Source organism: Bradyrhizobium sp. DOA1 (assembly GCF_001593325.1).
Lineage (GTDB): Bacteria > Pseudomonadota > Alphaproteobacteria > Rhizobiales > Xanthobacteraceae > Bradyrhizobium.
Genome location: NZ_JXJM01000001.1, coordinates 1780679 through 1804928 on the forward strand (window position 1 = coordinate 1780679; position 24250 = coordinate 1804928).

A 24250-nucleotide genomic window follows, 5' to 3' on the forward strand; every position below is an offset into this window, starting at 1 on the left:
GCCAGTTCGCACGATAAGTATCTCTGGTGAGATAGCACTGGCGCTCTGCGACAGACTGCCACATGCGTTCGTTTGCAAATCTCTACATTCGATAACACGCCTCCGGATGCGTCCCGCGATACGGTATCGGCAGTATCGGCAAGTGGGTCGAAGCTCCGACGAAGAATACCGTACGTAACATGGCACGCCCCGGCCACCAGCCGGCTCGAGGCCGCAGCGAAGGCAATTGCGAAGATGCGCGACCACGTCGGCGGCTGCTCTCAGGAGGAACAGAAATTCCAACAAGCAGATAGCAGCTTATCGGTATTTCGTCGCCAAGATCGACGCTGCGCTCCGCACTTCGAAATGTTGGTGACGCCAAATGATCAATACTTCATAGGTTTAGCGCTAAAGGATACGTATCTTAAGCTGACTAAAGAAAGTGAGACAATTTTTGACGGCACGCTGTGCACTGGTATGGCCTATGTACAGGCCCCGTCGAGCCGCCTTTCCGCACAGTTCGACGGATCTTGCGATCTTCTATGCCTCCGAGTCAGTGCCTTGGAATTTCGCGTTTGGCGCTCCTCGGCTCGGTCGTCCGTCTTAAACCATGAAGAGGTCGTGGTTTTACACGACCGGTTCGCCGTACAACTCGCCAGACTTTTCATGGAGGATGCCTGCGCCACCAATCAGCAGTTTATTCATTGTCTCGGACAAACCTTGGCCATGCATTTAGCGCGACTTGAACTTTCCCGCATTAAGGTGGGCGCTTTGCAAAAGTGGCGTCTGCGGCGCGTCGAAGACTATGTCAAGGTTCACTGTGATCGTTCTATCAGTTTGGCTGAGCTGGCTGCCGTTGCAGGTCTGTCGCGAATGCATTTCGCAGCCCAATTCCGTAGAGCGACCGGACTTCGCCCGCATGAATACGCAATGCGCCAACGGATTGAGCGGGCAAAACTCCTATTATTGAAGCGAGAGCTTCCACTAGTGGAAGTCGCGCTGGCGGCAGGCTTTTGCACACAGGCCCATTTCTCGACCGTCTTCAAACGGATCGTTGGAGAGACCCCGGCTTGCTGGCGCTGCAGAGTCGGGTTGCCTGCCCACCTGGCGGATACTTGTTTAAAGGGGCCCGATGAAATGGTCAGAGTAGATGTGTCGACCGCATGATCGAGACTTGCGGTGTCCGCGTTGGCTCAAAAGCACCGTTTTGACCAGCGGTTGGACGCTTCCGGTTTACGCCCAGCTTCGGACATCTCTGCGCGACGCAGTAACAGGCGACATGGGCCAGAAGCGTTCGTTGCGCCCAGTCAATATCCCAGCAACCATAAGGAGCTACACGCGAACAGTTCCATCTAAACAAGAATGGATTGCTTCTCCGCTATTGGATAGACTCAGCTGGTATTTGGAAGGCGGAAAACATGGGGCCAGCAGACTACGTCTTTGGCTTCGCCATCGCGGTGGTCGTCGGGGCAAACCTTTATCTTGGCCCGCGTATCGCGAGCGAGCGCGTTGCTATGCAATGGGGACCCAACGGCGAGCCAACTTGGTACGCCCCCAAATGGTTCGCTATGTGGGGGATGATTGCCTTTATGGCGACCGTCCGGCTCTTTATTTGGCTGGCTTCAACATATGCGCCGCAGCATGTGCACGGTGCTGAATTAGGGATAATCATTTTTTCGCTGATCGCTGCCGGTTCTCACCTGTTCGTTTTGACGAAGGCGAGAGCGTCTCTTTGAAACGAGGCAAGTCGGCTGTGGGTCAAAGGCCGACGTTCCCCACACCTTTGGGGCAGTTCGCTCTACCGCAACCCGGTTCACGCGTTTATGAGTACGCACTCTAGGCGGGGGCCTTCAAAGAATCGAGACGCTTGCGCAGAAACGCCAGAACCATGATCTCGTCGGAAGTGAGCTTGGCGTACTGTCGCTTGAACTTCTGCGCGATCTTACCTTCGATCATCTTGACGAGCTCACCCGACATGTAGGCATTCAGGACTTCCGGGTGCACGTAGCACTTGCGACAGATGGCGGGCGTGTTGCCGAGCTGTTTGGAGACGCTCTCGATCGCGGCCACAATATTGCGCTTCGCCTCGGCCTGGCTATCGTACTTCTTGAACTCGGCCAGAGCCAACGCAGCCAGAACTGTTCCCGCCCAGGTGCGGAAATCCTTGGCGCTGAAATCCTCGCCCGTGATGTCCTTGATGTAGGCGTTGACGTCCCCGGAATCGACCGTGCGGGGTTGTCCGTCGTCGTCCAGGTACTTGAAGAGCTCGTGTCCCGGAATCTCCGCGCATCGCTTCACGATCGCGGCTATACGCTTGTCCTCGACGCGAAGCTTCCACTGTTTACCGGACTTGCCCGTGAAGTCGAACCGAAGGACGCCGCGGCCCACCGCGACGTGCTTTCGCCGCATGGTGGTAAGCCCGTAGGATTTGTTCTTCTCGGCATATTCGGCGTTGCCGACCCGGATCAATGTCTTCTCCAAAAGACTGACGATCGTGGCCAGCACCTTCTCGCGAGGCAGTCCGTCCCGCTTCATGTCGGCGGCGACCCGCTCCCGCAGCGCTGGCAGCGCGACCGCGAACTGGATGATGTGTTCGTACTTGTTCTGATCGCGCAGCTCGCGCCATTTTGGGTGGTAGCGGTACTGCTTGCGGCCTCGCGCATCGATCCCGGTCGCCTGGATATGGCCGTTGGCCGAAGGGCATATCCACACGGATTCGTAGGCCGGCGGGATGCCGATCGACTTGATGCGCCGCACGATGGAAGCGTCGGTGATGCGCTCTCCGTCCTGGTCGTAGTAGCTGAAAGTGGTTCCGGTCCGCTTGCGGGTGTAGCCCGGCGCGGAGTCGCTGACATACCGAAGCCCTTCTTCCGCGATGGTGGCCGCCACTTCGGCGGTGCGGTCAAGAACCTGTTCGTCGTTGCCGGTCTCTCGGAGCATGAGCCTGTCCCTCGGAAGCACCCTGGGATCGAGGCTCCACTTCTCGTAAAGGGATGAAAACACCGGTTGGTTCCGTTCTGAGATCGGTGGATGCATCCATTTCAGGTGAAAGCCGGGCCGGTTCCTTTTGGACAAGCCGCTGCGAGTCGTTCGGCGGCGTAGCTTAGCTTCAGACAATCGCCACAAAGTTCACCGACACGGTCCGCAACAGCCAGTCTCCACGAAGCTTCATGTCCCAGTATCCACTCGATGTCTTGCGCCGGCGCTATGTCGTCGAGAAAAGACCACTTGAGGCCAGCGTCGAGCAGATGTTGCGGGCCGACACCCGCGCAGGAGCCCGTGCCATCCTGGCTTCAATCGATAAACGGCGCTTCGAAAACAGGTCCGAAGGACAGCGGTTGCGCAAGATCCTCAGCTTCGAGACTGCTCTCTGGGAGAGCGGCCTTCACGCCGTGGCGGGCGTAGACGAGGCTGGAATGAGCCCTCTCGCCGGGCCAGTCTCCGCCGGCGCCGTGATCCTGAAGCCCGGCACGCGGATAGTCGGGATCGACGACTCGAAAAAACTCGACGCTGCCGCTCGCGAGGAACTCGCGAAGGAGATCAAGGCAAAGGCAGAGAGTTGGTGCGTGGCCTTTGTAGAGGTCGAGGAGATCGACGCGATCAACATCTATTGGGGGGGCATCCAGGCCATGCAGCGCGCGGTCAGGGGACTGGGATTGACGCCGCAGCACTTGCTGATCGACGCGAAGCGGTTGAAGGAGATCGACATCCCCCAGCAGGCCATCATCAAGGGCGACGCCAAGTCCGCCAGCATCGCTGCTGCGTCGATCCTGGCGAAAGTCGAGCGCGACGCGGTCATGCGGACGCTTGACGAGCGTCACCCCGGCTACGGCTTCGCGGATCATAAGGGCTACCCGGTGCCAGCTCACTATGAGGCGCTCGCCAGGCTTGGTGCATGCGCAGCTCACCGTCGGTCGTTCGGACCTGTACGCAAGGCTCTCGGGTTGCCGCCCCTGCCGCCGTGGCCTTCTGCAACCGAGCGCGAAGCAGGCTGACCCCGTCGGACGTCTCTTCTCGGCGGCGCTATTTGCGCGACCAACTCTTCTCGCGAACCACATCCTTGGCCTTTTTGTCGGACCGCAGTCCTAGATAGACCGGCTGGCGCAGTTCTCCCTTGCTGGTCCACTCGGCGAACTTCACTTCCGCGACCAACGAGGGCTGCACCCAGGTGGTGACCCCCTCGTCCTTCACCTTGGCAGGGAAGGGCGACTTGGCTGTTCTGAGCCTCACCAGCTTGCCGTGAAGCTCTTCGAGAACCTGGTGGCTGAAACCGGCGCCGACGTGGCCAATGTACCGCCACCCACTGCTTTCGCGCACCGCCAGCACGAGCGCTCCGAAGAAGGGCCGGGTTCGCCTCGGTGCCGTGAAGCCGGCGATCACGACCTCCTGCCGCTGCGCGGTCTTCACCTTCAGCCAGTCGGCGGTCCGGCGCCCGGACGCGTACGGGCTGTTGGCGCGCTTTGCCATGATGCCTTCGAGATGCCGTCGCTCGGCTTCCGCGAAGAACTTCGTTCCATTGCCTTTGCGGTGGTTACTGAACGCGATGAGCTGGTGGCGCGGCAGGATGGCCTTGAGCCTCTTCTTGCGCTCCAAGAGCGGCAGCGCGCGTAGGTCCTCGCCGTCCACGAACATGAGGTCGAACGCGCAGTACAAGAGCTTGGCCTCATGGCGCAGGGCGTTCTGAAGCAACTGGAAATGGGATGCGCCGTCCTTGCCGATCGCGACAAGCTCGCCATCGATCACCGCGTCCTTCTTCACGCCCTCGAGTGCTTTCGCGACCTCCACATAGGAGTGGCTGATGATCTTCCCGTTGCGGCTGTAAAGCGCGACCCTACCATGCCGAATCTCCGCGACCATGCGGAAACCATCGAACTTGTCCTCGAAGACCCAATCAGGATCGTCAAACGGCGCGTCCGTCAGCGTGGCCAGCATGGGCTGCAGGCGAAGAGGCAAGGTCGATTTTCGGGCCATGGCAGGGTCTTTTCTACATGGACGGCAACGGCCGAAACGAGGAGGACGGAAGGCGAATTCGCGCCGCATCACCAGCCGCGACCGGTCCCCCGGCCCGGACCACGCCTAGCACCCCGCATTTGAAGGGAGGGCCGGTTTCCGCCGACGAGCGCACTTGTCGCTTCAGGCCGGCCCGGAAGCGGTCGATGAGGACACAGGGCGTCCGGAGACCGGTCAGCTCGACGATTGCCGATGGACCCAACTCGATGAAGGCGCCGAGCGGCATCCGCTCCAAGTCGAGGCCAGTCGTTGTGATGTTCTCACCCATGTCCCCGGCTGCGACCTCGAAGCCGGCTTCCGAGAGGGATGCAAAGAGCTCGGCCGCGATCAGGTGGACCTGCCGAAGATTGGGCAGGCGGGGCCGGCGACGTGCCAAATAGCGGTGTCGGACGAAAGGGCCGGCGTGGGCGTCGCCTTGGACGCCGTGGCCTTCCACCAGAACGATGCGGTCCTGGAGCGGTTTGCTGAAGTGGTGCCCAGGGTCGGCGGCGACCGCCGTCACCTTCCCCTCAAGCGGGAGATCGTGCGCCTGGCGCATCAGGCGGCGCGGGCGAGGGAGCGCCGCTTCTGGCGTAGGTAGCGCGTGATCTCCGGAAGCGTCATCGCGTTCAAGACCCGGTCGGCAGGAACTCCGCCCTTTCGGGCCATCTCGACGCCCCAGTGCATGTGGTCGAGTTCCGGAATCGAGTGCGCGTCGGGATTGATGCTCAGCATGCAGCCGAAGTCGAGGGCCGCCCGGTGCCAGCGCCAGTCCAGGTCGAGCCGCCATGGGTGGGCGTTGATCTCCACGACGACGTCGTGCTTCGCGCAGGCCCGCAGCACCTTCTCCACGTCAATTTCGTAGCCAGGCCGCCGCTGGAGCTGCCGCCCGGTCATGTGGCCGATGATGGTGGTATGAGGATCGGAGATGGCCCGAAGCAGGCGCTGCGTCTGCGCCTTGCGGTCCAGTTTGAAGCGGCCGTGGATGCTGGCGACCACGAAATCGAAGCGCTCCAGAACGTCGTCGTCATAGTCGAGCGACCCGGCCGCCAGGATGTCGGACTCGATGCCTTTGAGGATCCGGAAGTCCTTGCCGAAGCGCTTGTTCAGTCGATCGGCCTCCCGGTGCTGCTGCGCGATCTTCTCGACGGAGAGGCCGCCGGCGTAGTGGGCGGACTTGGAATGGTCGGCCACGCCGAAATACTCGAAGCCCCGCTGGCGCGTGGCCTTAGCCATGGTCTCCAGCGTCTCGGTGCCATCGGAGGCATCGGTGTGGCAGTGAAGGATGCCGCGCAGGTCCTGGTCGGTGACGAGCTTCGGGAGCTTGCCTTTCAGAGCCGCCTCGATCTCGCCGCGCCCCTCCCGAAGCTCTGGGTCGATGAAGGGCAGACCGAGCGCGCGGTAGATCTCGGCCTCCTCGCCGGCGATCAGCGTGCGCCCCTTGTGCAAGCCGTCGGCTTCCAACCGCATCTCATTTTCGGCGGCCAGCGTCCGAAGCTGCTCGATGTGGGCGGCGGAGCCGGTCGCGAACAAAAGCGCGGCGCCGAAGTGCTTGCGGTCGGACAAACAGATCTGCAGTCCGTCCGTCGGCGGCGGCTTCGCCGCCTTGCCGGCCTTGGGGATCTCGGCAACGATCGAGAGATCGCCGACGAGTTCGCACCCCCGTCGGAAGTCGCCTGCGATGGTGACGCGTTTCAGCTCGGGCCGAGACTTCCGGATCGACTCCTTCGCGTGCGCCAGCAGGGCGGCCGCACGGTGCAGGTGGAGGCGGCCCTCTCCATTCTTCGCGATAGCCAGGTTCTGCAGAATCTTGGTCTGCAGCGCGGCGCCGAGCCCTTTGGCCTTCTTGATGCGTTCGTCCTTGGCGGCTGCCTCCAATTCCGCAAGCGACGCGATACCCAGGTCCTTATAGAGACGCAGCACCTTCTCCGGGCGCAGCCCCGGCACGGAGAGCAACTCGAGCACGCCCTCGGGAATCTCCTTCCGCAGCTTTTCGAGGCTCGGGTGAGTGCCCGTCTTGTGAAGATTGGTGATGATCTCGGCTATCGCATCGCCGACGCCCGGGATTTCCGTAAGTCGATCTTCGGCGATGAGGACGTCCAGCGGGAAGGCAAGAGCCGCGAGGCTGTCGGCGGCCCGAGAGTAGGCCCTTGCCCGGTAGGGATTGCCGCCCCGCAAGGCGGTACGCTGCGCGTATTCTCGCAGGAGACTTGCCACGCTGCGAGTGTCGAGCGAAGGCATTCAGCGAGCCTCCCGGTTCGCGTTTTGCGGCGCCGCCGAAGTGGGGCTACCGCTGGAGTGGTCACTTGGCCAGCGATCGAGAGAGCGCTCGAGCTTCTGGGCTGCGCGAAAGTCCTCGAGGTGCTGGATATTGGGGCCGTAGGCAGCTTCCTTCTTGAGGAGATTGTAGATTCGGCCGGCCACTAGTTGCAGATGCTTCATCCTGCCCCGCGGCATGGATCTCGCTTTGCAGAGAGCTCGGACTGCGTAGGCCCGGAAGTAATCGAATGCATCTGACATGATGTCAGTTAACGCCGGCTCTCGCCGGGAGTTCGATTGGCTTCGCGGAGCACCGGATTGACCATCGGCACCCGTCGCGGCCAAGCCCAAATTCGAACGTTGCGAACCAGCGGGTCTTCGGAACTCCTTGCGGTCTTCAGCGTTGCTGGACTCGTAAAGAAGGTAGGTTTCCTGCCCGCCGTCGGCTCCCAACACCGGCGGCGGGCTTTTTGTGAGTTGCGTTAGTGGCGAAGCGCACCAAGGCACCGGCCAAAAAGCCGGTAGCCTCTCCGATGCCGGTGTTCATTGCGCCCCAGCTTGCGACCCTGAAGATGAAGGCACCTTCAGGGTCTCAGTGGATTCACGAAGTCAAATACGACGGCTACCGCATCCAGCTCCACATCGACGGCGATAACCGGAAGGTCTTCACCCGCAACGGTCTCGATTGGACGCACAAGCTTCCCGTCATTGCCGGCGCCTTCGACATGGAAGGGCAGGCCATCGTTGATGGTGAGGTGGTTGTCATCCATGAGGGCCGCACCAATTTCTCCGAACTCCAAGCGGACCTCGCCAGAGGCGATCAAGACCGCCTGCTGTACTTCGCCTTCGATCTTCTGTGGCTCGACGGGAAAGAACTTCGCAAGGAGCCGCAGATTGAGCGCAAGCGGTTGCTGAAGAATCTGATTGAGAGCAACGAGCTGGAGAAGCCAATCTTATACAGCGAACACCACGAAGGTGACGGGCAAGCGCTGTTCGAGGCGGCCAGCAAGCTCAACTATGAGGGCATCGTTTCGAAGCGTGTTGACGCGCCGTACCGATCACAGCGCGTGGAAGCCTGGCAGAAGGTCAAGGTCGTCCAAAAGGACAAATTTCCCGTCGTCGGGTTTATCAAAGACCCCACCGGCGTAGCAGCTCTCTACCTCGGCAAGAAGGAAGGCAAAGACTTGGTCTACATGGGCAAGGTTGGGACTGGTTGGAGCCGGACCACTTCGCGCAAGATCAGGGATGCCCTCGACACGGTCGTCAGCCCAAAGCAGAAGCTCACCAAACCAATCAAAAAGCCAAAGGCGACGTGGGTTGAGCCGAAGTTCTATGCTGACGAGGAGTACCGCGACATCACGTCTGAAGGGCTGCTGCGCGCCAGCTCCTTCAAGGGCCTCAGCGAAGGAACACGTCGTTCCTGACGGCGTTTTCTCCACAAGTGAGTGGAGTACCGGCATGCCGGATCGCGTACGGTCGCCTCCCGACATTGGAGAAGGCTTTATGATGCGAGCTGCGGACATCGGCCTTCAGTCGAGCCTGGCGTGGACTGTTCTCCGCCCGCGAGTCACTCCTTGATCAGCGCACTAGAATAGAGGCAACTCGGTCCCCAGAACCAGCCGCTGGGAATAGGGGAGACCTGCTAACTGGATCGCAACAGATAGGTTAATAACTAACGGCGATCGGAGATATTTTGTTTTACCGAAATTTCAATTGCTCCGTCGGGCAAAACAGGAGTTTATAGAGCGCTGGCTTCCAATGAGGGAGATCAGCGCCAAATGACCGACGGAACCGAGGGCTCGTCTGAGCTGTCAAAGATCGCTAAGCTCAATGGGGACTTTAGGAGAAATTACGGCACGCTGCTGGGCGCGTTCTTGTACCTGCGTTCGATCAGCGCCGCCCGCCCTCGGCCCTGGTTTTGGTCCGCCTTGGCGACGGTGGCGGGTTCGCTCGCACTTGGCTGGATCGGCAAGCACGGCGCATCTTGGCTTTCAGGCTGGCTGATGGGCTGAACGTGGCGAAACGGGAGGGCGTTCCATGGGAACTGCACTCACTGTCGAAAATGCCAACTTGCCGCGACGGCGCGAGCATGAACCGCGCGCAGCCCAATACATCCGAATGTCGACAGACCGACAACAATACTCGATCGCAAATCAATGGCTTTGATCGCGAGCTACGTGGCGAGCATCAACTCGAGATCGTGCGCACGTACATAGATGAGGGAAAAAGCGGGCTTAGGATCAACAATCGCCCAGGCCTTATCGATCTTAACGACGTGCAATCGGGAGCAGCTGATTTCGCCACGGTGTTGGTGAGGGATGTCAGCCGCAGGGGACGGTTCCAGGATCCGGATGAGAGTGCGTACTACGAGTTCGTTTGCAAGCTCGCCGGTGTGAAGGTGATCTACTGCGCTGAAATCTTCGAGAACGATGGAAGCCCGATGTCGGGCCTCTGGAAAAGCATGAAGCGCTTGATGGCGGCCGAGGACAGCCGCGACAAGTCGGCAAAGGTTTTGCGGGACACAGCCGCATCGTTGGCCTCGGCTATCGGGTGGGTGGGCGGCCGGGCTTTGCCCTGCGCAGAGAACTGGTCGACGCAGCGGGCAAATCGAGAGGCTTTCTCCAGCCCGGCGGGCAGAAGGCCTTACATACAGACAGAGTCTTGCTACGGGCAGGGTCCCCCGACGAATTCGCGGTCGTGCGGTGGATATTCGAAAGGTTCGTAGTCGGGAGAGGAGAAACCGACATCGCCCGGGACCCGGAACGCCGCGATGGTTGCTTATGCCCCGTGCTCAAGGGCGCCCTCCTTGCGGATCCACTTGGTCTTGTCGTTAATAACGCGAGGTTGCCGCAAATAGCTCGATGTCCGATGATAGATGGTGTTGCCGATGTAGTTTTCATTGCGAAGGATGCGGCCAATAATGTGTTCGACAACGCTCAGCAGATTATCGAACGTCGGGTGCGGCAACCCCTGTCCCCTGACATGTTGCTCAAGAAGTTGCGCGTTCTTCAACTCCGCCTGGGCACCTTGTCTGCCGATGCGATCAATCGTGCGAAGGGGATACCTTGCGCGTCAATCTATGAACGCCGCTTCGGCAGCCTTCGCAAAGCGTATGCGCTGATCGGCTTCGCTCCTGCAGCAGACTACAGTTACATCGATACGCGGGGGCGACCGCGTGAGCATGGTCCAGCAACTGGCTGCGGAAAATTGTTGCTAGCGTGCCTTCCGTGAGCCCGGCCAATGGGCCGTCTGAAGAGTGACCAAGGTCAACTGTTCTACGAGTTCCGTCTTGGCGACGCGATTCCTGAAGATCATCTGGTGCGGAAGATCGATGCTGCTCTCGATCTGTCCTGGCTTCGCGGTGAACTAGCATCTCGCTATTCGTCGATGGGGCGCCCGTCGATTGATCCGGAACTGATGATCCGGATGCTGGTCGTGGGGTATGTCTTTGCGATCCGCTCGGAACGGCTGATCTGCCGTGAAGTGCAGGTGAACCTCGCCTATCGCTGGTTCTGCAAGCTCGGTATCGAGGACGCTGTCCCGGATCATTCGGCGTTCTCGCGCGCCCGCAATGAGCGCTTCCGCGATGGAGATGTTCTCCGCCGCGTGTTCGAACGGATTGTCGAGACATGCATTGCCGCCGGTGCCCCCTGCGCCCACAAGCGGCGCCGGGACCGACCGCAACACAGCTTAGCGAGTTTCCGGAGGTTCTGGGCGGGCGCGCCTTGCGCGCACCCGCGTTAGAATGCGAATGCTGAAGGATCGGCGAAAAAGGAAGTCGCCAGTCCTCTCGGAATGACAGAATCGATAACATCAAGCCGCGCAACCAGGACTTTTTCAACATAATCGGCCAAAAGCGGGCGCGAAACGTTGGTCCCAACCAGGGCGTTAGACGTCCTGAATCATACGTGGAGGAGGCAGTGTATTAACAGAATCTTTTACCTGAGATTGTAAACGGACCGCATACCGTGAGGAAGCTGGCCATATGACGAGTGATTTGAGAAGCCGGTGGACTGATGCTGGAGCCTGCGCACTCGTCACAATCGCCATCTTTACAATCGTTCACTCCGTAAATGGAGGTGCTGCGTTTCCGACAGACGATGCCTTCATCAACCTACACAATGCGCAGGTCTTGCGTCTCGGCCGAGACGAGCGTTATGAGGGAGTGCCGGCTCTTGTTGGAGCGACGAGTGGCGTGCATCTCGCAATGCTACTGGCTCTCGAGCAATTAGTGCATCCTGATACTGCCGCGCTGTATGTGCTCAGCTCGCTGAGTGGGGTCGCCTACGTGCTCGGGGTACTCTTTACGTGCCTCAACGTTGGATGCCGCCGGCTCGAAGCGGCACTCATTGCATTGGTCAGTCTCCTTTTCGCCGGCACTTTGTTCCAGGTCTTGAATGGGATGGACACTAGCTTGGCAATGGCCGCGGTGGCATGGGACCTCAAATTACTTACCGACAAAAGGCGCACCTTGTGGCTTCCGGCTCTGTGCGGCGTCATGCCGTTCGTTCGACCAGAACTCAGCTTTCTCTCAGCCGGGTCGATGTGCATTGTATTCTTGGACAGGTACACTGCCACTAGCTTCAAAATTGCTTCCGCGGCGATCGCTGCTCTGAGTTCCGTGCCCTTCGTACTCTGGTATTGGATCGACACTGGCTCATGGGTGCCCAACACAATCGGTGCGAAGATGTACTTCTTCGCGGAACGCCACGCAGATTGGTCGTATAAATCATTCTTGATGTTTTTTGCGGTTTGCCAAGCCGCCTTGGCGAGCTTTCCGCTTTTTATTTGTCTCCGCTTCGCGCGGCCGGCGGCTCTTAGAAGCATGTTTGCTCTGTTTATTGCCGTCTTCCTTAGCGCCTATTTCTGGAGATTTCCAAGCGGCTTGCTGCACAATGGCGGACGATACCTTTATGTTCTCGCACCAATCATCCTGTTTGGCGTTGCGTGTGGGCTCTCGTCGACCTCTCGCAAGCAAACCCTTCGCATGGTTGCGGTCTCGACGTTATTCGTGCCGCTGGGATTTGTGATGCAACTTAACGACTACAGAACCCATATCGTCGGCTTCCACGAAAGTCTTGCGGATGTGGTGAGATGGATGAATGCAAATTTGCAGGATCGGCCGGTAGTCATGGTTCACGACGCCGGCTATGTCGCCTACGCTGGACATGCTGCACTGGTCGATTTGGTGGGGCTCAAGACGCCCGCTGCAATGGACGTTCATAAGCGAGTGACTTACCCGAGCGCCGGCTTGCAGCGGTCCAAAGCGGTCGCAGAGATCGCGGAACAATTCCAGCCGCAATATTTACTGGTTGTCCAAGACTGGGACCAGAGATTCCGCCTCGTCGAGGGCCTTCGAGCCGAGGGGTGGATTGCGCGAGAAGTCTATGCGGGATATGCACCGCCGAAGACGCCCTCAGCGCTTATCTATCACCTTTACGAATTGAAGCGACCGCTTAAAGGATTTGCAAGTCCAAGCTCATAAAGTTCTGCTATTGGTACCCTGCCTTCATGACAGCTTGTGAACGAGCCGGCAGCTCTTTCCATGCCGGGCTTTATCGGCCCGCAGCTTGCGACCCTGAAGCTAAAGGCACCTTCGGGAGCTCAATGGATTCCATAGTTCTTCGCTATCCGGGCATGCAGGGCGACCGATGCCAGTAGGCCGACCTCCGACGGGTGCGCCTAACGCGCGGGATACTGGCGCTGCTCCGGCTCTGCGTCGCATCCTATCGCTGACTGAAACTGTTTTGCTTGGGATTAGACAGAAGCTCATGACAGACGAGCACCCTTCAAGCTGGGAAGGAGATTGGCGAGGTGTAGACGCCTTCGCTCAATCAGCATGCGATTGCTGGTTTTGTCTGTTCACTTCAAGCTATGCCTTCGTGAGTCAGGGGATTCATGGGGCGAAAGCCACTTGAGAGCATGCTGCTTGAGGAGCTGTGGCAGCTTCACAGCCTGGTCAACCATGTTCTCGCCGTCAAGCTTCTTGCGAAGAAAGATCAGCTGGAACGCTGACTAGAGCTGCTCAAACGAGACGACAAGGCTCTCCATTGAGACCGCCGCGATCGGTGCCCGCCGCTTCACGGCTTGTGGGCCGTTCTTGCTAGGCGAGTTCACCCCGATCGCTCGCGATCTCGCGTTACCGCTCGCAATGGTTGGTTCGAATAGGCGCCTGCTGCCGATCGTTCTGGTTCACACGTTTTGAAGTGTCTTCCAATTCCGCGGTCGAGAACGAAGCAGTGGCTCTGGAACGGGTTTCTCGTGGGCCTATCGCCTTAAGGTTTCTAGCCGCAGACTCTTGCTCTAGGCTGTTGCACCTCTGAAATGTTGAAAGCTTTGAGCGCTCCTCCGATCGCGATGCAAATTATTTGCGGGTCCGCTGAAGCGCCTGCTCGGTTCAGCTCATCAGCGAGTTGCGAGGAATTGACCGGCCGGTAGGTCTTCGTCACTAGAGCGTCTTAGGCAGAAGGGCCATTGCTCTTTAGCAGAACTACTTAGTATCTCGACATAAGCGAACCGCCAAACCGATAGTTCAAGCGCACGAGGCCGATGTCGACATCTTGGCGGATGCGTTCACTACCCGCGAAGACTCCGGGCGGAGTGGTAAAGTCGATCGTGCGATCACGCAAGAAGATGTGGTTGTATTCGACACCAACAGACCAGTTCTGAGCAAAGCTAAACTCGAGGCCGGCCCCGACAATACCTCCCCAACGCGTTTCGCGCGCTGACGAGAAGAGCGCTCCGGTCGGGATATCGAACACATCATACCGATCGCCGACGACTGCCGCGCCACCTTTGATGTAGAGCAGAACACTGTTTAAGGCGTAACCGATCTGACCTGTGATCAACCCAAAGGAATCGATGCGAAAGCGGTTGCGGTCGGCGCCGAATATCAGGCTGGTGTTGTCACCGGTAAAGTCTGCCCAGTTGCCTTGGCCTTCGAAGCCGAACCCCCAGTTGGCGACTGCCAGCGATAGCCGATCTGAAAACCGACCGTTCAGCCGACGGCATTGTGGCAACCCTCGGCTGCCAGCACACCCGGTGTGCCAGTCACCACGCCAGTAGCGTCCACGAAGTCCCAGCACTTGCGGCTGGAGCCGCCGCCGCCGTTAATGCCGATATAGAAGCCGCCCAGTCGTAGATTGCGGCTACGGGGGCGGAGCTTTGGTGTGGCCGGGCGGCGGCCATGTCCGCCGCACTGGCAGGAGCTGCCAGAGCGAGAGCTAGGATTCCGGCCGCAGCCGCAAGATACATTTTCAGGCGAGTGTCTCCCCAGAATAAGGAGTTGAATGAAACGGCGCGTTCGCCCACCCGCAGCGTGCAGTGTAGGCTGACTACTGTAGGTTGGCCGCCTTGCAAAACCTGTTGCTAAAGCCGGACGGCGATCTGAAAGTTTATCAATCCCTTGCAGCTTTATGGCCGCTGACGTGCATATCGATTTTGATCCGGGAGTCGCCACCTCGCTGGGAAGTTTGCTTGAACTTCAGACACCTTTATTGTTTGGCGGGCGGCCTCGCTTCGGGCGCGGAGGCCTGACCTTTGGCTCCGCCAGCATCGCCACCGCCATCCTCACTCGGAAGACCGTAAAGAGGTTAAGTATCCTGCTAAGATGGGGATCGACGGTGCCCCCGAACGTCTTGTAGACGGTCGTTCGCATAATGCCGAGCTCGGTAGCGAGCGCGGTCACGTTCTGCGATTTTACGATGCTGCTAAGTCGGCGGATGGCTTCCGTCGGGTCTTCTTGGCCGAAGGCGTCATTCAGACGTGCTGCGATCGCGTCGGGGCTGTTGATGCCGGACAGAGGCACAACCTGGGCGCTTACGTTCATCGCTGAAAATAGCTTCAGGATCCGGCTGAGCTGAGGGTCGATTCGGCCTCCGAACGTCCTGTACAGCGCGTCCCGGCGCAAACCCGCGTCCCGCGCCAACATTTGTACGTTTTGCGCCTTCATAACAACGCTTAGCGCTTTTTGCGCCTTTGACGCGTCGTTTTCCGCAAAGTTTTCAGTTAGATAGGCGGATATGGCCGCCGGATCATCGCGGACTAAATCGGCTATATTCGCCTCATTGCTTGCCAGCATCGCCAACGCGTTTGTCTCTCACTGTGGCCGCTGAGCTACAGCATTTTCGGCCGTTCCGTCTAGATTGTGGTCATCAGACATTGACCGCTTTCACTGGGGACTTCGAAAATGAAAAAGACTTTGCTCGCTCTGGCCGCGGTTGCTGCCATGACCGGTTCGGCCTCGGCGGCTGACCTCGCTGCCCGTCCCTACACGAAAGCCCCGATGGCGGCTCCCGTCGCGAACTGGACCGGCTTCTACATCTTCGGCGGTGGCGGCGGCGGCCTCTCCAATGCCGACCAGAGCATCGTGGACACCGCCACCGGCACGCCGCTGACGATCACGCAGCGCCAGGGCGGTTCCGGCTGGTTCGGCACGGTTGGCGCCGGTTACGACTGGCAGTTCAGCGGCACCTGGGTTGCCGGTGTGTTCGGTGACGCTCAGTTCGGTAGCATCCGTTCCACTATCCAGGATCCCGTTGGTATCGGCTTCGGCGCGCTGACCGGCACCCAGAAGCTGGAAACCTCCTGGGCTGCAGGTGTCCGCCTGGGCTGGCTCGCCGCTCCTAACGTACTCACCTACGTCAACGGCGGTTACTCCGGTGCGCACTTCGGCAGCACCAACTTCATGACCCTGGCTGGTGTTGACGCTGGCTTGCATCTTAATGGCTACGATCGTCACGGCTGGTTCGTCGGCGGCGGCGTTGAGAACAGCCTCAACTTCTTCGGCATCAACTCGCCCGGCTGGTTCATGAAGACCGAATATCGTTCAGCCTTCTATGATACCAAGACTGAGGTCATTCGCACCAATGTCGGCGACCTTCCGACCATCAACAGCGTCCGTGCCAACAGCTGGAACCAGACGATCTCGACCTCTTTGGTCTACCGCTTCAACTGGTCCGGACCGGTCGTCGCGAAGTACTGATCTGATCTGAGGATCAAACGTCAAAGCCCCGGCATCGCCGGGGCTTTTTCATTGGCGATGATCAGGTTTCGGAGCATCGACGGAAAACTTTCAGATTGGCGGATCACTCGGCCAGCGCAACGGCGACGGCTCACGTGTTGTCCAGTGACTAGGCGTGGGTCAAGTTGATGCACACCAGCGGGAAGGCTTATTGGCCGGAGAGGAAGCCCTGCAAGCCAATGCAACGCCGAGCCACTTCTATCTCTATCAACGGCTCGGTTGGGGGGGGCGGGGGCTCGCCTCCCAGGCGTCCAGCACATAGCAAGGAAGCCGGCCTGATTGAGTGCGCTTACGATCCGGAATGCTGCGGAGCGTTTGGCTATCTGTCCTTTGCGCTCAGTCGTTACGATATCCCGCATGGAGAGCGATTTCGATCCACCGGCACGGCCGAAGCGGCAATGAAAGAGGCTGTGCACGCCGATGGTCTGGAGAGGCAGCGCTGGATCCAGATCGCGCAGGCTTGGCTCGAGCTCGCCCGCCCTCGCTCAAGTGCGGCCCACTCCGACCAGCCGGCTGATTGGCGCTAGGCGCCGGATGCTGACGTGCGAAGTCGCGCGCGCCCTCGCGAGCGTAACGGGCCGCTCGGTCTTGAGCACAAACGCCTGCTCGTTCCGAGCGGTAACCATGGAGCGAGGAATGCATTGTGCAGGCCACGCATTTCCACTTGTTCTGCAGCGCTCTGTGCAAAGCGTTGCGCTCCAAGCGCAGGATCTTCCTTCACTTCGCTAGCGACGATACGGAGCGTACCGTCGGAAGCGGTCGCTGTAGCTTCCAGGCTTCTTCCGCGGACGCCGTCATCCGGGTCTCATCTCCGGGGGCTGAACCATGATTGCGAAGAGCGCGAATTTTGCCGCGGCATCTCCGTCGCGATAGGCATCACCGACGGGACGCCCCATTCCAAGTATTGGATTGATGAGGAATTTGACCAGTCACTTCCCCGGCTTTCTCCTCAGAGACGCGCCAAGCCGCGACCCCGACGTACACTGTGAGCGTCAAAGCCGCAGCCAGAAGTAGTACGGATAAGAAGTGGCTCACGCCCTCACTCCGCAACCAAACCATTCGGTGAGGAAGCACGAAGACGCGATTCGGAAAATGCAGGCCGGTTGACTTGTCGGGCCTTTGTCCTCAAGTTTATGCTTGGTGGTTTTAATCTCTTCGCGCCATAGACCACCGGTTAGTAGGATGATCGGTTTATTAAATGGCGACCTGAGGCAAGAGTAGTCGACGAGGCGGGATTGGAAGCAATCATTCCTGGTCAGTCAGGTTGGCCGCCAGGTGGAGCAGCCCGGAAACGAGGGCGAAAATGGTTGCGGTCACGGCAAATGGTTTAATGGCATTGAGATCTTGGATAAGGAATTCAAGCTGATCTCGGGCTCCGAGTCCAACGACAGCGGAGTAGAGCGCGAGTGCCGCCGAAGCGACAGTGAAAAGGTTGGCAGTTACCCGAAGTAAGCGCAGGTTCATTCCTAATGCTATCAAGTTCTGCTCGCTGGACCAAATCGGCGCGACTAGGGGAGAGGTAGATACGCTCACTCAGATGCTGCCGAATGAGGCCCGGGCGGTTATCCGAAGTCGATGATCCGCCACCGCAATCCGAGTACAAGCGCAGAATGAGAGCCTCTGGCAAATGGCTGGCCGAGAGGCCATCTTTCGCACGCGTCTGAGGAGGCAACAGTATGTGCTTCCTTCAAAGGGCCCTGATCGTTTTTCTGCTAGCCAGCGCTGGTACTGCGGCTTTCGCCAAGACCGCGCCGCAGGATCCAGCACCTAAATCGCAATGCATCGTGAATGCTTCCGAACTGCCGTCGGGAACGCCGATGGTCATGTGTGCAACCCGCAGCTCGTCGGGAAGCTTTTGCGTCTGCCCCAAATTTTCGAGGAGCGGCGAAGTTGAAGGATACTATCCCGGGACGGTAAAATAGCCTGCAGCCCGCGAGAGGCCGGGCTTTTTGGCCATGAAACACGCGTAATCGTTCATGACATTTACTCTTCTCAACTTCCCTGGCTCGTTCAACGCTCGCTCGCCTTAACTCCGGCCTTCAGCTGCCCTTTCACTTATTGTAGCGAAGTGCGATTACCGGAATAATGGCTCGAGATCCACGATCGGTTTCTCGCCATCTTTACGGGCCTAATGGTGGTCGCCTGCGGCTTTGCTGCTGCGCTGCCGGGCAACATCACCAACAGAATCAGAGAGCAGAAGTCTCGCTCGCCGGTTCGCGCGGCCGAGCCTCCGTACTAACACCTGCATAACCGATCGATTTGATTGAGCCCGATTCCTGTTTCTTGGCCACAAAGTGCCTGACTTGGTTGCCAGAGCGCTGCTGTGCCCCCCAATAGAAGACTCGGCAAGATCGGTTTACCCCGCGTTGGCCTTCAGCCCTGCCGCCTGGATCCCCGCAACCGCGCAGGCTTCGTCATTGTCGGAGGTGTCGCCGGAGACGCCGACGGCGCCGAGCAGGGTCGCGCCGTCCATGATCAGGACGCCCCCGGGCACCGGCACCAGCGCGCCCTTGGCGATCGTGTTCACGGCATCGACGAAATAGGCCTGCTCCTGTGCGCGCTGGAACAAGGCGCGCGAGCCCATGCCCATGGCGAGTGCGCCATAGGCCTTGCCGTGCGCGATCTCGGCGCGCATCAGGCTGGTGCCGTCCTGCGCGGCGGCCAGCTTGAGCACGCCGCGTGCATCGAGGATGGTGACGACCAGTGGCTTCAGCTTCAACTCGGTGGATTTCGCGAAGGCGGCGTCGAGGATCTTGCGGGCGGTATCGAGCGTGAGGTCAGCCATGGCTGGTTTCCTTTGCAGCTGGAGAAGTGGAATTGATTTCGGCGCGATCGAGACTCATCGCCAGCACCCGGGCGACGTGAAGCGCTTCGCGCTGGGCGCCGTCTTGGATCTGGTGACGGCACGAAGTGCCGTCGGCGATGACCAGTGTCGTCTGCGCCGCACGCCGCACGGCCGGCAGCAGCGACAGTTCGGCCATCTCGACCGAGGCATCGTACGTGTCGGCACCATAGCCGAACGCGCCGGCCATGCCGCAGCAGCTGGACTCGATGGTCTCGACCTTCAGGCCCGGCACGAGCCGCAGCACCTGCTCGACCGGCTTGAAGGCGCCGAAGGATTTTTGGTGGCAATGGCCGTGCACGATCGCCTCGTCGGCGATGGTGCCGAGTGGCAATTGCAGCCGGCCGCCCTCGGCCTCGCGCACTAGAAATTCCTCGAAGGTCAGCGCGTGGGCGCCGACCGCCTTGGCGTCATTGTCCTTGCGCAGCGAGGAGAGTTCGTCACGCAGCGTCAAGAGGCAGCTCGGCTCCAGGCCCACGATCGGCACGCCGCGGGCGGCGTAGGGCGCGAAGGCGGTTACCAGCCGGTCGAGCTCCGCCCTGGCTTCATCGACGAGACCGGCTGAGAGGAATGTGCGGCCGCAGCAGAGCGGACGGCCGCCGCTCGCGGGCTTCGGCAGATGCACGCGATAGCCACCCGCCACGAGCACGCGCAGCGCGGCGTCGAGATTCTCGCGCTCATAGATGCGATTGAACGTATCCGCGAATAGAACGACTTCGCGCCCGGTCTCTGGGCCGACACTGTCAGCCGGCGGCGCGAACACGTCGCTGCGGAAGGCGGGTAGCGCCCGTCGCGCGCTGATGCCGGCAAAGCGCTCGAACAGCCTCCGCAGCAGCGGGGTGTTGTTGCGCAGGTTCGCCAGCGGCGCGAAGCGCGACGCAAGTCCGGCATAGCGCGGGAGGTAGCCGACCAGCCGGTCGCGCAATGTCAGGCCGCGCGAAGCGGCGCGCGCGGCGAGCACCTCGATCTTCATCTTGGCCATGTCGACGCCGGTCGGACACTCGTGGCGGCAGGCCTTGCAGGAGACGCAGAGTTTGAGCGTTTCCATCATCTCGTCGGAGGAAAGCGCATCGGGGCCGAGCTGGCCGGAGATCGCAAGGCGCAGCGTGTTGGCGCGCCCTCGCGTGACGTCCTTTTCGTTGCGCGTCGCGCGATAGGACGGGCACATCACGCCGCCTTCCAGCTTGCGGCAGGCGCCGTTGTTGTTGCACATCTCGACCGCCCCCTGGAAACCGCCGCCGGCGCCGGGATAGGCGGACCAGTCGAGCCTGGTCTTGAGCTCGCCGACGCGATAGTCGGGCTTGAAGCGAAACAGAGAGCGGTCGTCCATCCTGGGCGCATCGACGATCTTGCCGGGATTGAGCACGCCCTCGGGATCGAAGCGCTGCTTCACTTCCCTGAAATCGGCGACGAGCCGTTCGCCGAACATCGTCTCGTGGAATTCCGAGCGCACGAGGCCGTCGCCGTGTTCGCCGGAATGCGAGCCCTTGTATTCGCGCACCAGCGCAAATGCTTCTTCGGCGATGGCGCGCATCGCCTTGACGTCCTTCTCCAGCTTCAGGTTCAGCACGGGCCGCACATGCAGACAGCCCTCGGAGGCGTGCGCATACATCGTGCCGCTGGTGCCGTGCCTGGCAAACACCTCGTTCAGCCGCGCGGTGTAGTCCGCGAGGTGCGGCAGCGGCACGGCGCAGTCCTCGACGAAGGAGACCGGCTTGCCCTCCTGCTTCATCGACATCATGACGTTGAGACCGGCGGCGCGGAAATCGGCGATGCCGCTCTGCAGCGCCGGCTCGGTGATTTCGACCACGCCGCCCCATTTGCGCGTGTCGTTGTTCCAGCCGAAGCCGAGATCGCCCATGAGCTCGCCGAGCTGCTTGAGGCGCGTCAGGTTGTCCGCCTGGTCTTCCTCGGCGAACTCAACCACCAGCACCGCATCCGGATCGCCCTTGATCGCCGCGGAGATGATCGGTTTGAACATCGCGATGTCGCGGCCGAGCGCAATCATGGTGCGGTCGACCAGCTCGACCGCGATCGGCTTCAGCTTGACCAGATGCTGGGCTGCGTCCATCGCCTCGTAGAAGCTGCCGAAATGGCACACGCCGAGCGCCTTGTTGCGGATCACAGGCCACAGCTTCAGCTCCACCTTGGTGGTGAAGGCGAGGGTGCCCTCGGAGCCGACGAGCAGATGCGCCATGTTGTTCGGCGCATTGCGGGGCACCAGCGCATCGAGATTGTAGCCGCCGACGCGACGCTGCACCTTTGGGAAGCGCGCCGCGATCTCCCCGGCTTCCCGCGCGCCGAGATCGAGCATGTCGCGGAACAGGGCGCGCGCGCTGTCGCCGGCCTGGAGATCGGAGAGATCGCGCGAGACCTCGCCGAAGCGGCTCAGCGTGCCGTCGGCCAGCGCGGCCTCCATGGACAACGTGTTGTCGCGCATGGTCCCGTAGCGCAGGCTGCGGCCGCCGCAGGAATTGTTGCCGGCCATGCCGCCGATGGTGGCGCGCGAGGCCGTGGAGACATCGACCGGAAACCACAGGCCGTGCTTCCTAAGCTGGCGGTTGAGGTCGTCGAGCACGATGCCGGGCTCGACCACGCAGGTCCGGTTCTCGACGTCGAGCAACAGGATCCGGTTGAGGTGCTTGGACAGATCGACCACGAGGCCATCATTGACGGTCTGGCCGCATTGCGAGGTACCACCGCCGCGCGGGGTGACCTTCAGCCCCTCGTCGCGGGCGATCGCGAGTGCCCGCAGCGCCTCGTCCATGGTCCGGGGCACCACCACGCCGGCCGGGATGATCTGGTAGAACGAGGCGTCAGTTGCGTAGCGGCCGCGGCTGAAGCCGTCGAACAGGACGTCGCCGGTCGTTTCCGCGCGCAAGCGCCGTTCGAGTGAGGAGCCGTTCGTCATCCCTGATCCCGGACTGATCCAACGAGCTGGCCCAGCCTTGCTGCGTTATCCATATCGGCTCTTGGTCGGTTAGATTGTGAATTCAAAATGAGCAGGCGGGCGACTCAGGGCGCGGCTGGCGCGCCTTCTTCGGGCTCGGCGAGGTGCTCGATCGCAGCTGCGCGCTTGTTGCGCAGGTGCTGGAACAGGATGTCGCTGAGCTCGCTTGCGGCCCTGCGGCGCAGGGCATCGAGGATGGCCTCGTGCTCGCGCATCGCCTCCGCCCAGCGCTGCCGCTTGCGGGCGAAATTGGCGGAGTAGCGGACGCGGCGGATCCGGCCTGCGAAATTGGCGTAGGCCGTCATCAGCGTCTCGTTGCGGGCGGCCGCGACGATGCTCTCGTGGATGCGCTGGTTGGCCTGGAAATAACCGTGCATGTCGCGATGAAGATAACGGCCGTACATCTCGTAATGCAGCTGCTCGATCGCGGTGATTTCTGCATCCGTGATGGCTTCGCAGGCGAGACGGCCGGCGAGGCTCTCCAGCCCGGCCATCACGTCGAATAGCTCCTCGAGGTCGCGCTGGCTGAGCTGGCGCACCCGCGCGCCGCGGTTGGGCAGCAGCTCGATCAGGCCCTCGGCGGCGAGCACCTTGAGCGCTTCGCGCAGCGGCGTGCGGGAAATGCCGAGCATCTCGCACAGCTGCCGTTCGGGAACGCGGGCTCCTTCCGGGATGTTGCCCTCGACCACGTAGTCGCGCAGCCGCAGCAGGATCTCGCCGTGAAGCGAGGCCTCCTGGCGGTCGCCGCCATTTGCGGCGGGCGGGGCGATCGGAACTCCGGTATCGGGAATCGTGGATTTCATTTGCAGCACAGTAGTTTGCCCGTCTGGTCGCGTCGACGATGACAATCGAATACCAAATTTCGATTGAAAGGACAAAAAATGAATGCAAAATAGCGCTCCAAAAGCCGGTCCAATCTGCCGACTGGGAGGTTTCATGCATCAGGGACGCCATTTCCTCCAGATTCCGGGCCCAAGCCCGGTCCCCGAGCGTGTCCTGCGCGCGATGGACATGCCCGTCATCGACCACCGCAGCGCCGAATTCGGCGAGCTCGGCCGGACCGTGCTCGAAGGCAGCCAGAAGATCTTCCAGACCCAAGGGCCGGTCGTGATCTTCCCCTCCTCGGGGACCGGCGCCTGGGAGGCCGCAATCGTCAACACGCTGTCGCCGGGCGACAAGGTGCTGATGGTCGAGACGGGCCACTTCGCCACGATGTGGCGGCAGATGGCCGGCCGCTTCGGCATCGAGGTCGATTTCGTTCCGGGCGACTGGCGCCGCGGCGCCGATCCGGCCGTGATCGAGGCAAAGCTCGCCGCCGACACCGCGCACGCCATCAAGGCCGTGATGGTCGTGCACAACGAGACCTCGACCGGCGCGACCAGCCGCATCGCCGAGATCCGCGCCGCGATCGACCGCACCTCCCATCCGGCGCTCCTGATGGTCGACACCATCTCCTCGCTCGGCTCGGTCGACTACCGCCACGACGCATGGAAGGTCGATGTCAGCGTCAGCTGCTCGCAGAAGGGGTTCATGCTGCCGCCCGGTCTCGGCTTCAATGCGATCTCGGAGAAGGCGCTGGCGGCGTCCAAGACCAACAGGATGCCACGCTCCTATTTCGACTGGGAGGAGATGCTCAAGCCCAACGCCAAGGGCTTCTTCCCCTACACGCCCGCGACCAATCTGCTCTACGGCCTGCGCGAGGCGATCGCGATGCTGCTCGAAGAAGGGCTCGACAACGTCTTCGCTCGCCACCAGCGGCTCGCGGCCGCCACCCGCGCCGCCGTCAACCATTGGGGCCTCAAGATCCTCTGCCAGGAGCCGGCCGAGTATTCGCCGGTGCTCACGGCGGTGCTGATGCCGCCGGGGCATGACGCCGACCAGTTCCGGAAAGTGGTGCTCGACAATTACAACATGTCGCTCGGCTCGGGCCTGTCGAAGGTTGCCGGAAAGGTCTTCCGCATCGGCCATCTCGGCGAATGCAACGCGCTCACGCTGCTCGGCGCCCTCACCGGCGTCGAGATGGGCCTGTCGGTCGCCGGCGTGCCGCACCGCGCCGGCGGGGTCGACGTCGCGATGAAGCTGCTGGAGCAGCGCCCGCAGGGCAATGCCTCGCCGCATCTGAAGATCGTCGGCACGTAAGGGGTGGTTGCGATGGACGGGATGGCAGGCGAAGGCACGCCGGTCCGCCATGCACGGACGGAGCCTTTCG

Annotated in this window: 19 protein-coding genes and 2 pseudogenes; 11 read left to right on the forward strand and 10 right to left on the reverse strand. The window is 60.9% G+C overall.

All coding sequences use genetic code 11. The annotated features are described in order from the left end of the window. Positions 1-234 precede the first annotated feature (234 nt). Positions 235-1146, forward strand: coding sequence for a helix-turn-helix domain-containing protein (locus SE91_RS08315; RefSeq protein WP_082813691.1), 912 nt, complete (start codon positions 235-237; stop codon positions 1144-1146). A 251-nt stretch (positions 1147-1397) separates the two neighbouring features. Next, positions 1398-1715: a DUF1648 domain-containing protein gene (locus SE91_RS08320; RefSeq protein ID WP_156489518.1), complete on the forward strand. Its 318-nt coding sequence runs from the start codon at positions 1398-1400 to the stop codon at positions 1713-1715. 100 nt (positions 1716-1815) lie between these two features. Here SE91_RS08320 and SE91_RS08325 read toward each other — a convergent pair whose 3' ends face one another. Beyond that, a complete protein-coding gene (locus tag SE91_RS08325) occupies positions 1816-2919 on the reverse strand; it encodes a DNA topoisomerase IB (protein WP_061847236.1) in 1104 nt (367 codons plus the stop codon). Between the two features lie 230 nt (positions 2920-3149). Here SE91_RS08325 and rnhB point away from each other — a divergent pair, with 230 nt between their 5' ends. Then, a complete protein-coding gene (gene rnhB / locus SE91_RS08330; RefSeq protein WP_061847237.1) occupies positions 3150-3974 on the forward strand; it encodes a ribonuclease HII in 825 nt (274 codons plus the stop codon). A gap of 28 nt (positions 3975-4002) precedes the next feature. On the opposite strand, the gene ligD (SE91_RS08335) is transcribed toward rnhB, so the two are convergent. The 3 genes from ligD (SE91_RS08335) to SE91_RS08345 are packed head-to-tail and all read right to left on the reverse strand — an operon-like array spanning position 4003 to position 7209. After that, the gene (gene ligD, locus SE91_RS08335; protein WP_061847238.1) at positions 4003-4950 is read right to left on the reverse strand and encodes a non-homologous end-joining DNA ligase; all 948 of its coding nucleotides are present in this window, start codon (positions 4948-4950) and stop codon (positions 4003-4005) included. Positions 4951-4963: 13 nt separating this feature from the next. Further along, positions 4964-5527: an MOSC domain-containing protein gene (locus SE91_RS08340; RefSeq protein ID WP_061847239.1), complete on the reverse strand. Its 564-nt coding sequence runs from the start codon at positions 5525-5527 to the stop codon at positions 4964-4966. Next, the gene (locus SE91_RS08345; protein ID WP_061847240.1) at positions 5527-7209 is read right to left on the reverse strand and encodes a DNA polymerase/3'-5' exonuclease PolX; all 1683 of its coding nucleotides are present in this window, start codon (positions 7207-7209) and stop codon (positions 5527-5529) included. The genes SE91_RS08340 and SE91_RS08345 overlap by 1 nt, the downstream gene beginning before the upstream one ends. 503 nt (positions 7210-7712) lie before the next feature. Between SE91_RS08345 and ligD (SE91_RS08355) the strand changes: the two genes are divergently transcribed. The 6 genes and pseudogenes from ligD (SE91_RS08355) (at position 7713) to SE91_RS08380 (ending at position 12712) form a co-directional block, all read left to right on the forward strand. After that, positions 7713-8651, forward strand: coding sequence for a non-homologous end-joining DNA ligase (gene ligD / locus SE91_RS08355; protein WP_061847242.1), 939 nt, complete (start codon positions 7713-7715; stop codon positions 8649-8651). 354 nt (positions 8652-9005) lie between these two features. Continuing rightward, positions 9006-9239: a hypothetical protein gene (locus tag SE91_RS08360; protein WP_061847243.1), complete on the forward strand. Its 234-nt coding sequence runs from the start codon at positions 9006-9008 to the stop codon at positions 9237-9239. Next, complete coding sequence (locus SE91_RS36960) at positions 9212-9952, forward strand: recombinase family protein (RefSeq protein WP_197489444.1); 741 nt, start codon at positions 9212-9214, stop codon at positions 9950-9952. Before SE91_RS08360 ends, SE91_RS36960 begins: the two co-directional genes overlap by 28 nt. Positions 9953-10095: 143 nt before the next feature. Continuing rightward, on the forward strand, positions 10096-10458 hold the full coding sequence (locus SE91_RS36965; RefSeq protein WP_197489445.1) for a hypothetical protein: 363 nt from the start codon (positions 10096-10098) through the stop codon (positions 10456-10458). A gap of 9 nt (positions 10459-10467) precedes the next feature. Next, positions 10468-10872: pseudogene (locus tag SE91_RS08375) on the forward strand (transposase); the annotation flags it as partial. 340 nt (positions 10873-11212) lie between these two features. Next, entirely contained in the window at positions 11213-12712 is a 1500-nt protein-coding gene (locus tag SE91_RS08380; RefSeq protein ID WP_061847247.1) for a DUF8728 domain-containing protein, read from the forward strand. 1009 nt (positions 12713-13721) lie between these two features. Here SE91_RS08380 and SE91_RS08385 read toward each other — a convergent pair. Together SE91_RS08385 and SE91_RS08390 are read right to left on the reverse strand one after the other, a co-directional pair. After that, a pseudogene (locus SE91_RS08385) lies at positions 13722-14481 on the reverse strand (outer membrane protein). A 229-nt stretch (positions 14482-14710) separates the two neighbouring features. Further along, positions 14711-15307 (reverse strand): addiction module antidote protein, encoded by a 597-nt coding sequence (locus SE91_RS08390; protein ID WP_061851045.1) that lies wholly within the window; start codon positions 15305-15307, stop codon positions 14711-14713. Between the two features lie 108 nt (positions 15308-15415). Here SE91_RS08390 and SE91_RS08395 point away from each other — a divergent pair, with 108 nt between their 5' ends. After that, positions 15416-16210, forward strand: a complete 795-nt coding sequence (locus tag SE91_RS08395; RefSeq protein ID WP_061847248.1) for an outer membrane protein — start codon at positions 15416-15418, stop codon at positions 16208-16210. A 1284-nt stretch (positions 16211-17494) separates the two neighbouring features. Here the strand turns inward: SE91_RS08395 and SE91_RS08400 are convergent. The 4 genes from SE91_RS08400 to SE91_RS08415 all read right to left on the reverse strand — a co-directional run bounded on the left by SE91_RS08400 (position 17495) and on the right by SE91_RS08415 (position 22844). After that, the gene (locus SE91_RS08400) at positions 17495-17713 is read right to left on the reverse strand and encodes a hypothetical protein (RefSeq protein WP_061847249.1); all 219 of its coding nucleotides are present in this window, start codon (positions 17711-17713) and stop codon (positions 17495-17497) included. 892 nt (positions 17714-18605) lie between these two features. Next, positions 18606-19034 (reverse strand): GlcG/HbpS family heme-binding protein, encoded by a 429-nt coding sequence (locus tag SE91_RS08405; RefSeq protein WP_061847250.1) that lies wholly within the window; start codon positions 19032-19034, stop codon positions 18606-18608. After that, entirely contained in the window at positions 19027-22002 is a 2976-nt protein-coding gene (locus SE91_RS08410; RefSeq protein WP_061847251.1) for an FAD-binding and (Fe-S)-binding domain-containing protein, read from the reverse strand. Before SE91_RS08410 ends, SE91_RS08405 begins: the two co-directional genes overlap by 8 nt. Positions 22003-22106: 104 nt before the next feature. Next, positions 22107-22844 (reverse strand): GntR family transcriptional regulator, encoded by a 738-nt coding sequence (locus SE91_RS08415; protein ID WP_061851046.1) that lies wholly within the window; start codon positions 22842-22844, stop codon positions 22107-22109. Between the two features lie 133 nt (positions 22845-22977). On the opposite strand from SE91_RS08415, the gene SE91_RS08420 reads away from it, so the two are divergent. Next, positions 22978-24180: a pyridoxal-phosphate-dependent aminotransferase family protein gene (locus tag SE91_RS08420; protein ID WP_061847252.1), complete on the forward strand. Its 1203-nt coding sequence runs from the start codon at positions 22978-22980 to the stop codon at positions 24178-24180. Positions 24181-24250 lie beyond the last annotated feature (70 nt).

Coding starts and splice junctions, on each gene's coding strand:
- SE91_RS08345 (WP_061847240.1), bottom strand. CDS start 7,209: ATGCCTTCGCTCGACACTCGCAGCGTGGCAAGTCTCCTGCGAGAATAC.
- SE91_RS08395 (WP_061847248.1), top strand. CDS start 15,416: ATGAAAAAGACTTTGCTCGCTCTGGCCGCGGTTGCTGCCATGACCGGT.
- SE91_RS08410 (WP_061847251.1), bottom strand. CDS start 22,002: ATGACGAACGGCTCCTCACTCGAACGGCGCTTGCGCGCGGAAACGACC.
- SE91_RS08420 (WP_061847252.1), top strand. CDS start 22,978: ATGCATCAGGGACGCCATTTCCTCCAGATTCCGGGCCCAAGCCCGGTC.
- SE91_RS08415 (WP_061851046.1), bottom strand. CDS start 22,844: ATGAAATCCACGATTCCCGATACCGGAGTTCCGATCGCCCCGCCCGCC.
- SE91_RS08320 (WP_156489518.1), top strand. CDS start 1,398: ATGGGGCCAGCAGACTACGTCTTTGGCTTCGCCATCGCGGTGGTCGTC.
- SE91_RS08340 (WP_061847239.1), bottom strand. CDS start 5,527: ATGCGCCAGGCGCACGATCTCCCGCTTGAGGGGAAGGTGACGGCGGTC.
- SE91_RS08325 (WP_061847236.1), bottom strand. CDS start 2,919: ATGCTCCGAGAGACCGGCAACGACGAACAGGTTCTTGACCGCACCGCC.
- SE91_RS08380 (WP_061847247.1), top strand. CDS start 11,213: ATGACGAGTGATTTGAGAAGCCGGTGGACTGATGCTGGAGCCTGCGCA.
- ligD (WP_061847238.1), bottom strand. CDS start 4,950: ATGGCCCGAAAATCGACCTTGCCTCTTCGCCTGCAGCCCATGCTGGCC.
- SE91_RS08390 (WP_061851045.1), bottom strand. CDS start 15,307: ATGCTGGCAAGCAATGAGGCGAATATAGCCGATTTAGTCCGCGATGAT.
- rnhB (WP_061847237.1), top strand. CDS start 3,150: ATGTCCCAGTATCCACTCGATGTCTTGCGCCGGCGCTATGTCGTCGAG.
- SE91_RS36965 (WP_197489445.1), top strand. CDS start 10,096: ATGATAGATGGTGTTGCCGATGTAGTTTTCATTGCGAAGGATGCGGCC.
- SE91_RS08315 (WP_082813691.1), top strand. CDS start 235: ATGCGCGACCACGTCGGCGGCTGCTCTCAGGAGGAACAGAAATTCCAA.
- SE91_RS08360 (WP_061847243.1), top strand. CDS start 9,006: ATGACCGACGGAACCGAGGGCTCGTCTGAGCTGTCAAAGATCGCTAAG.
- SE91_RS08405 (WP_061847250.1), bottom strand. CDS start 19,034: ATGGCTGACCTCACGCTCGATACCGCCCGCAAGATCCTCGACGCCGCC.
- SE91_RS08400 (WP_061847249.1), bottom strand. CDS start 17,713: ATGAACCTGCGCTTACTTCGGGTAACTGCCAACCTTTTCACTGTCGCT.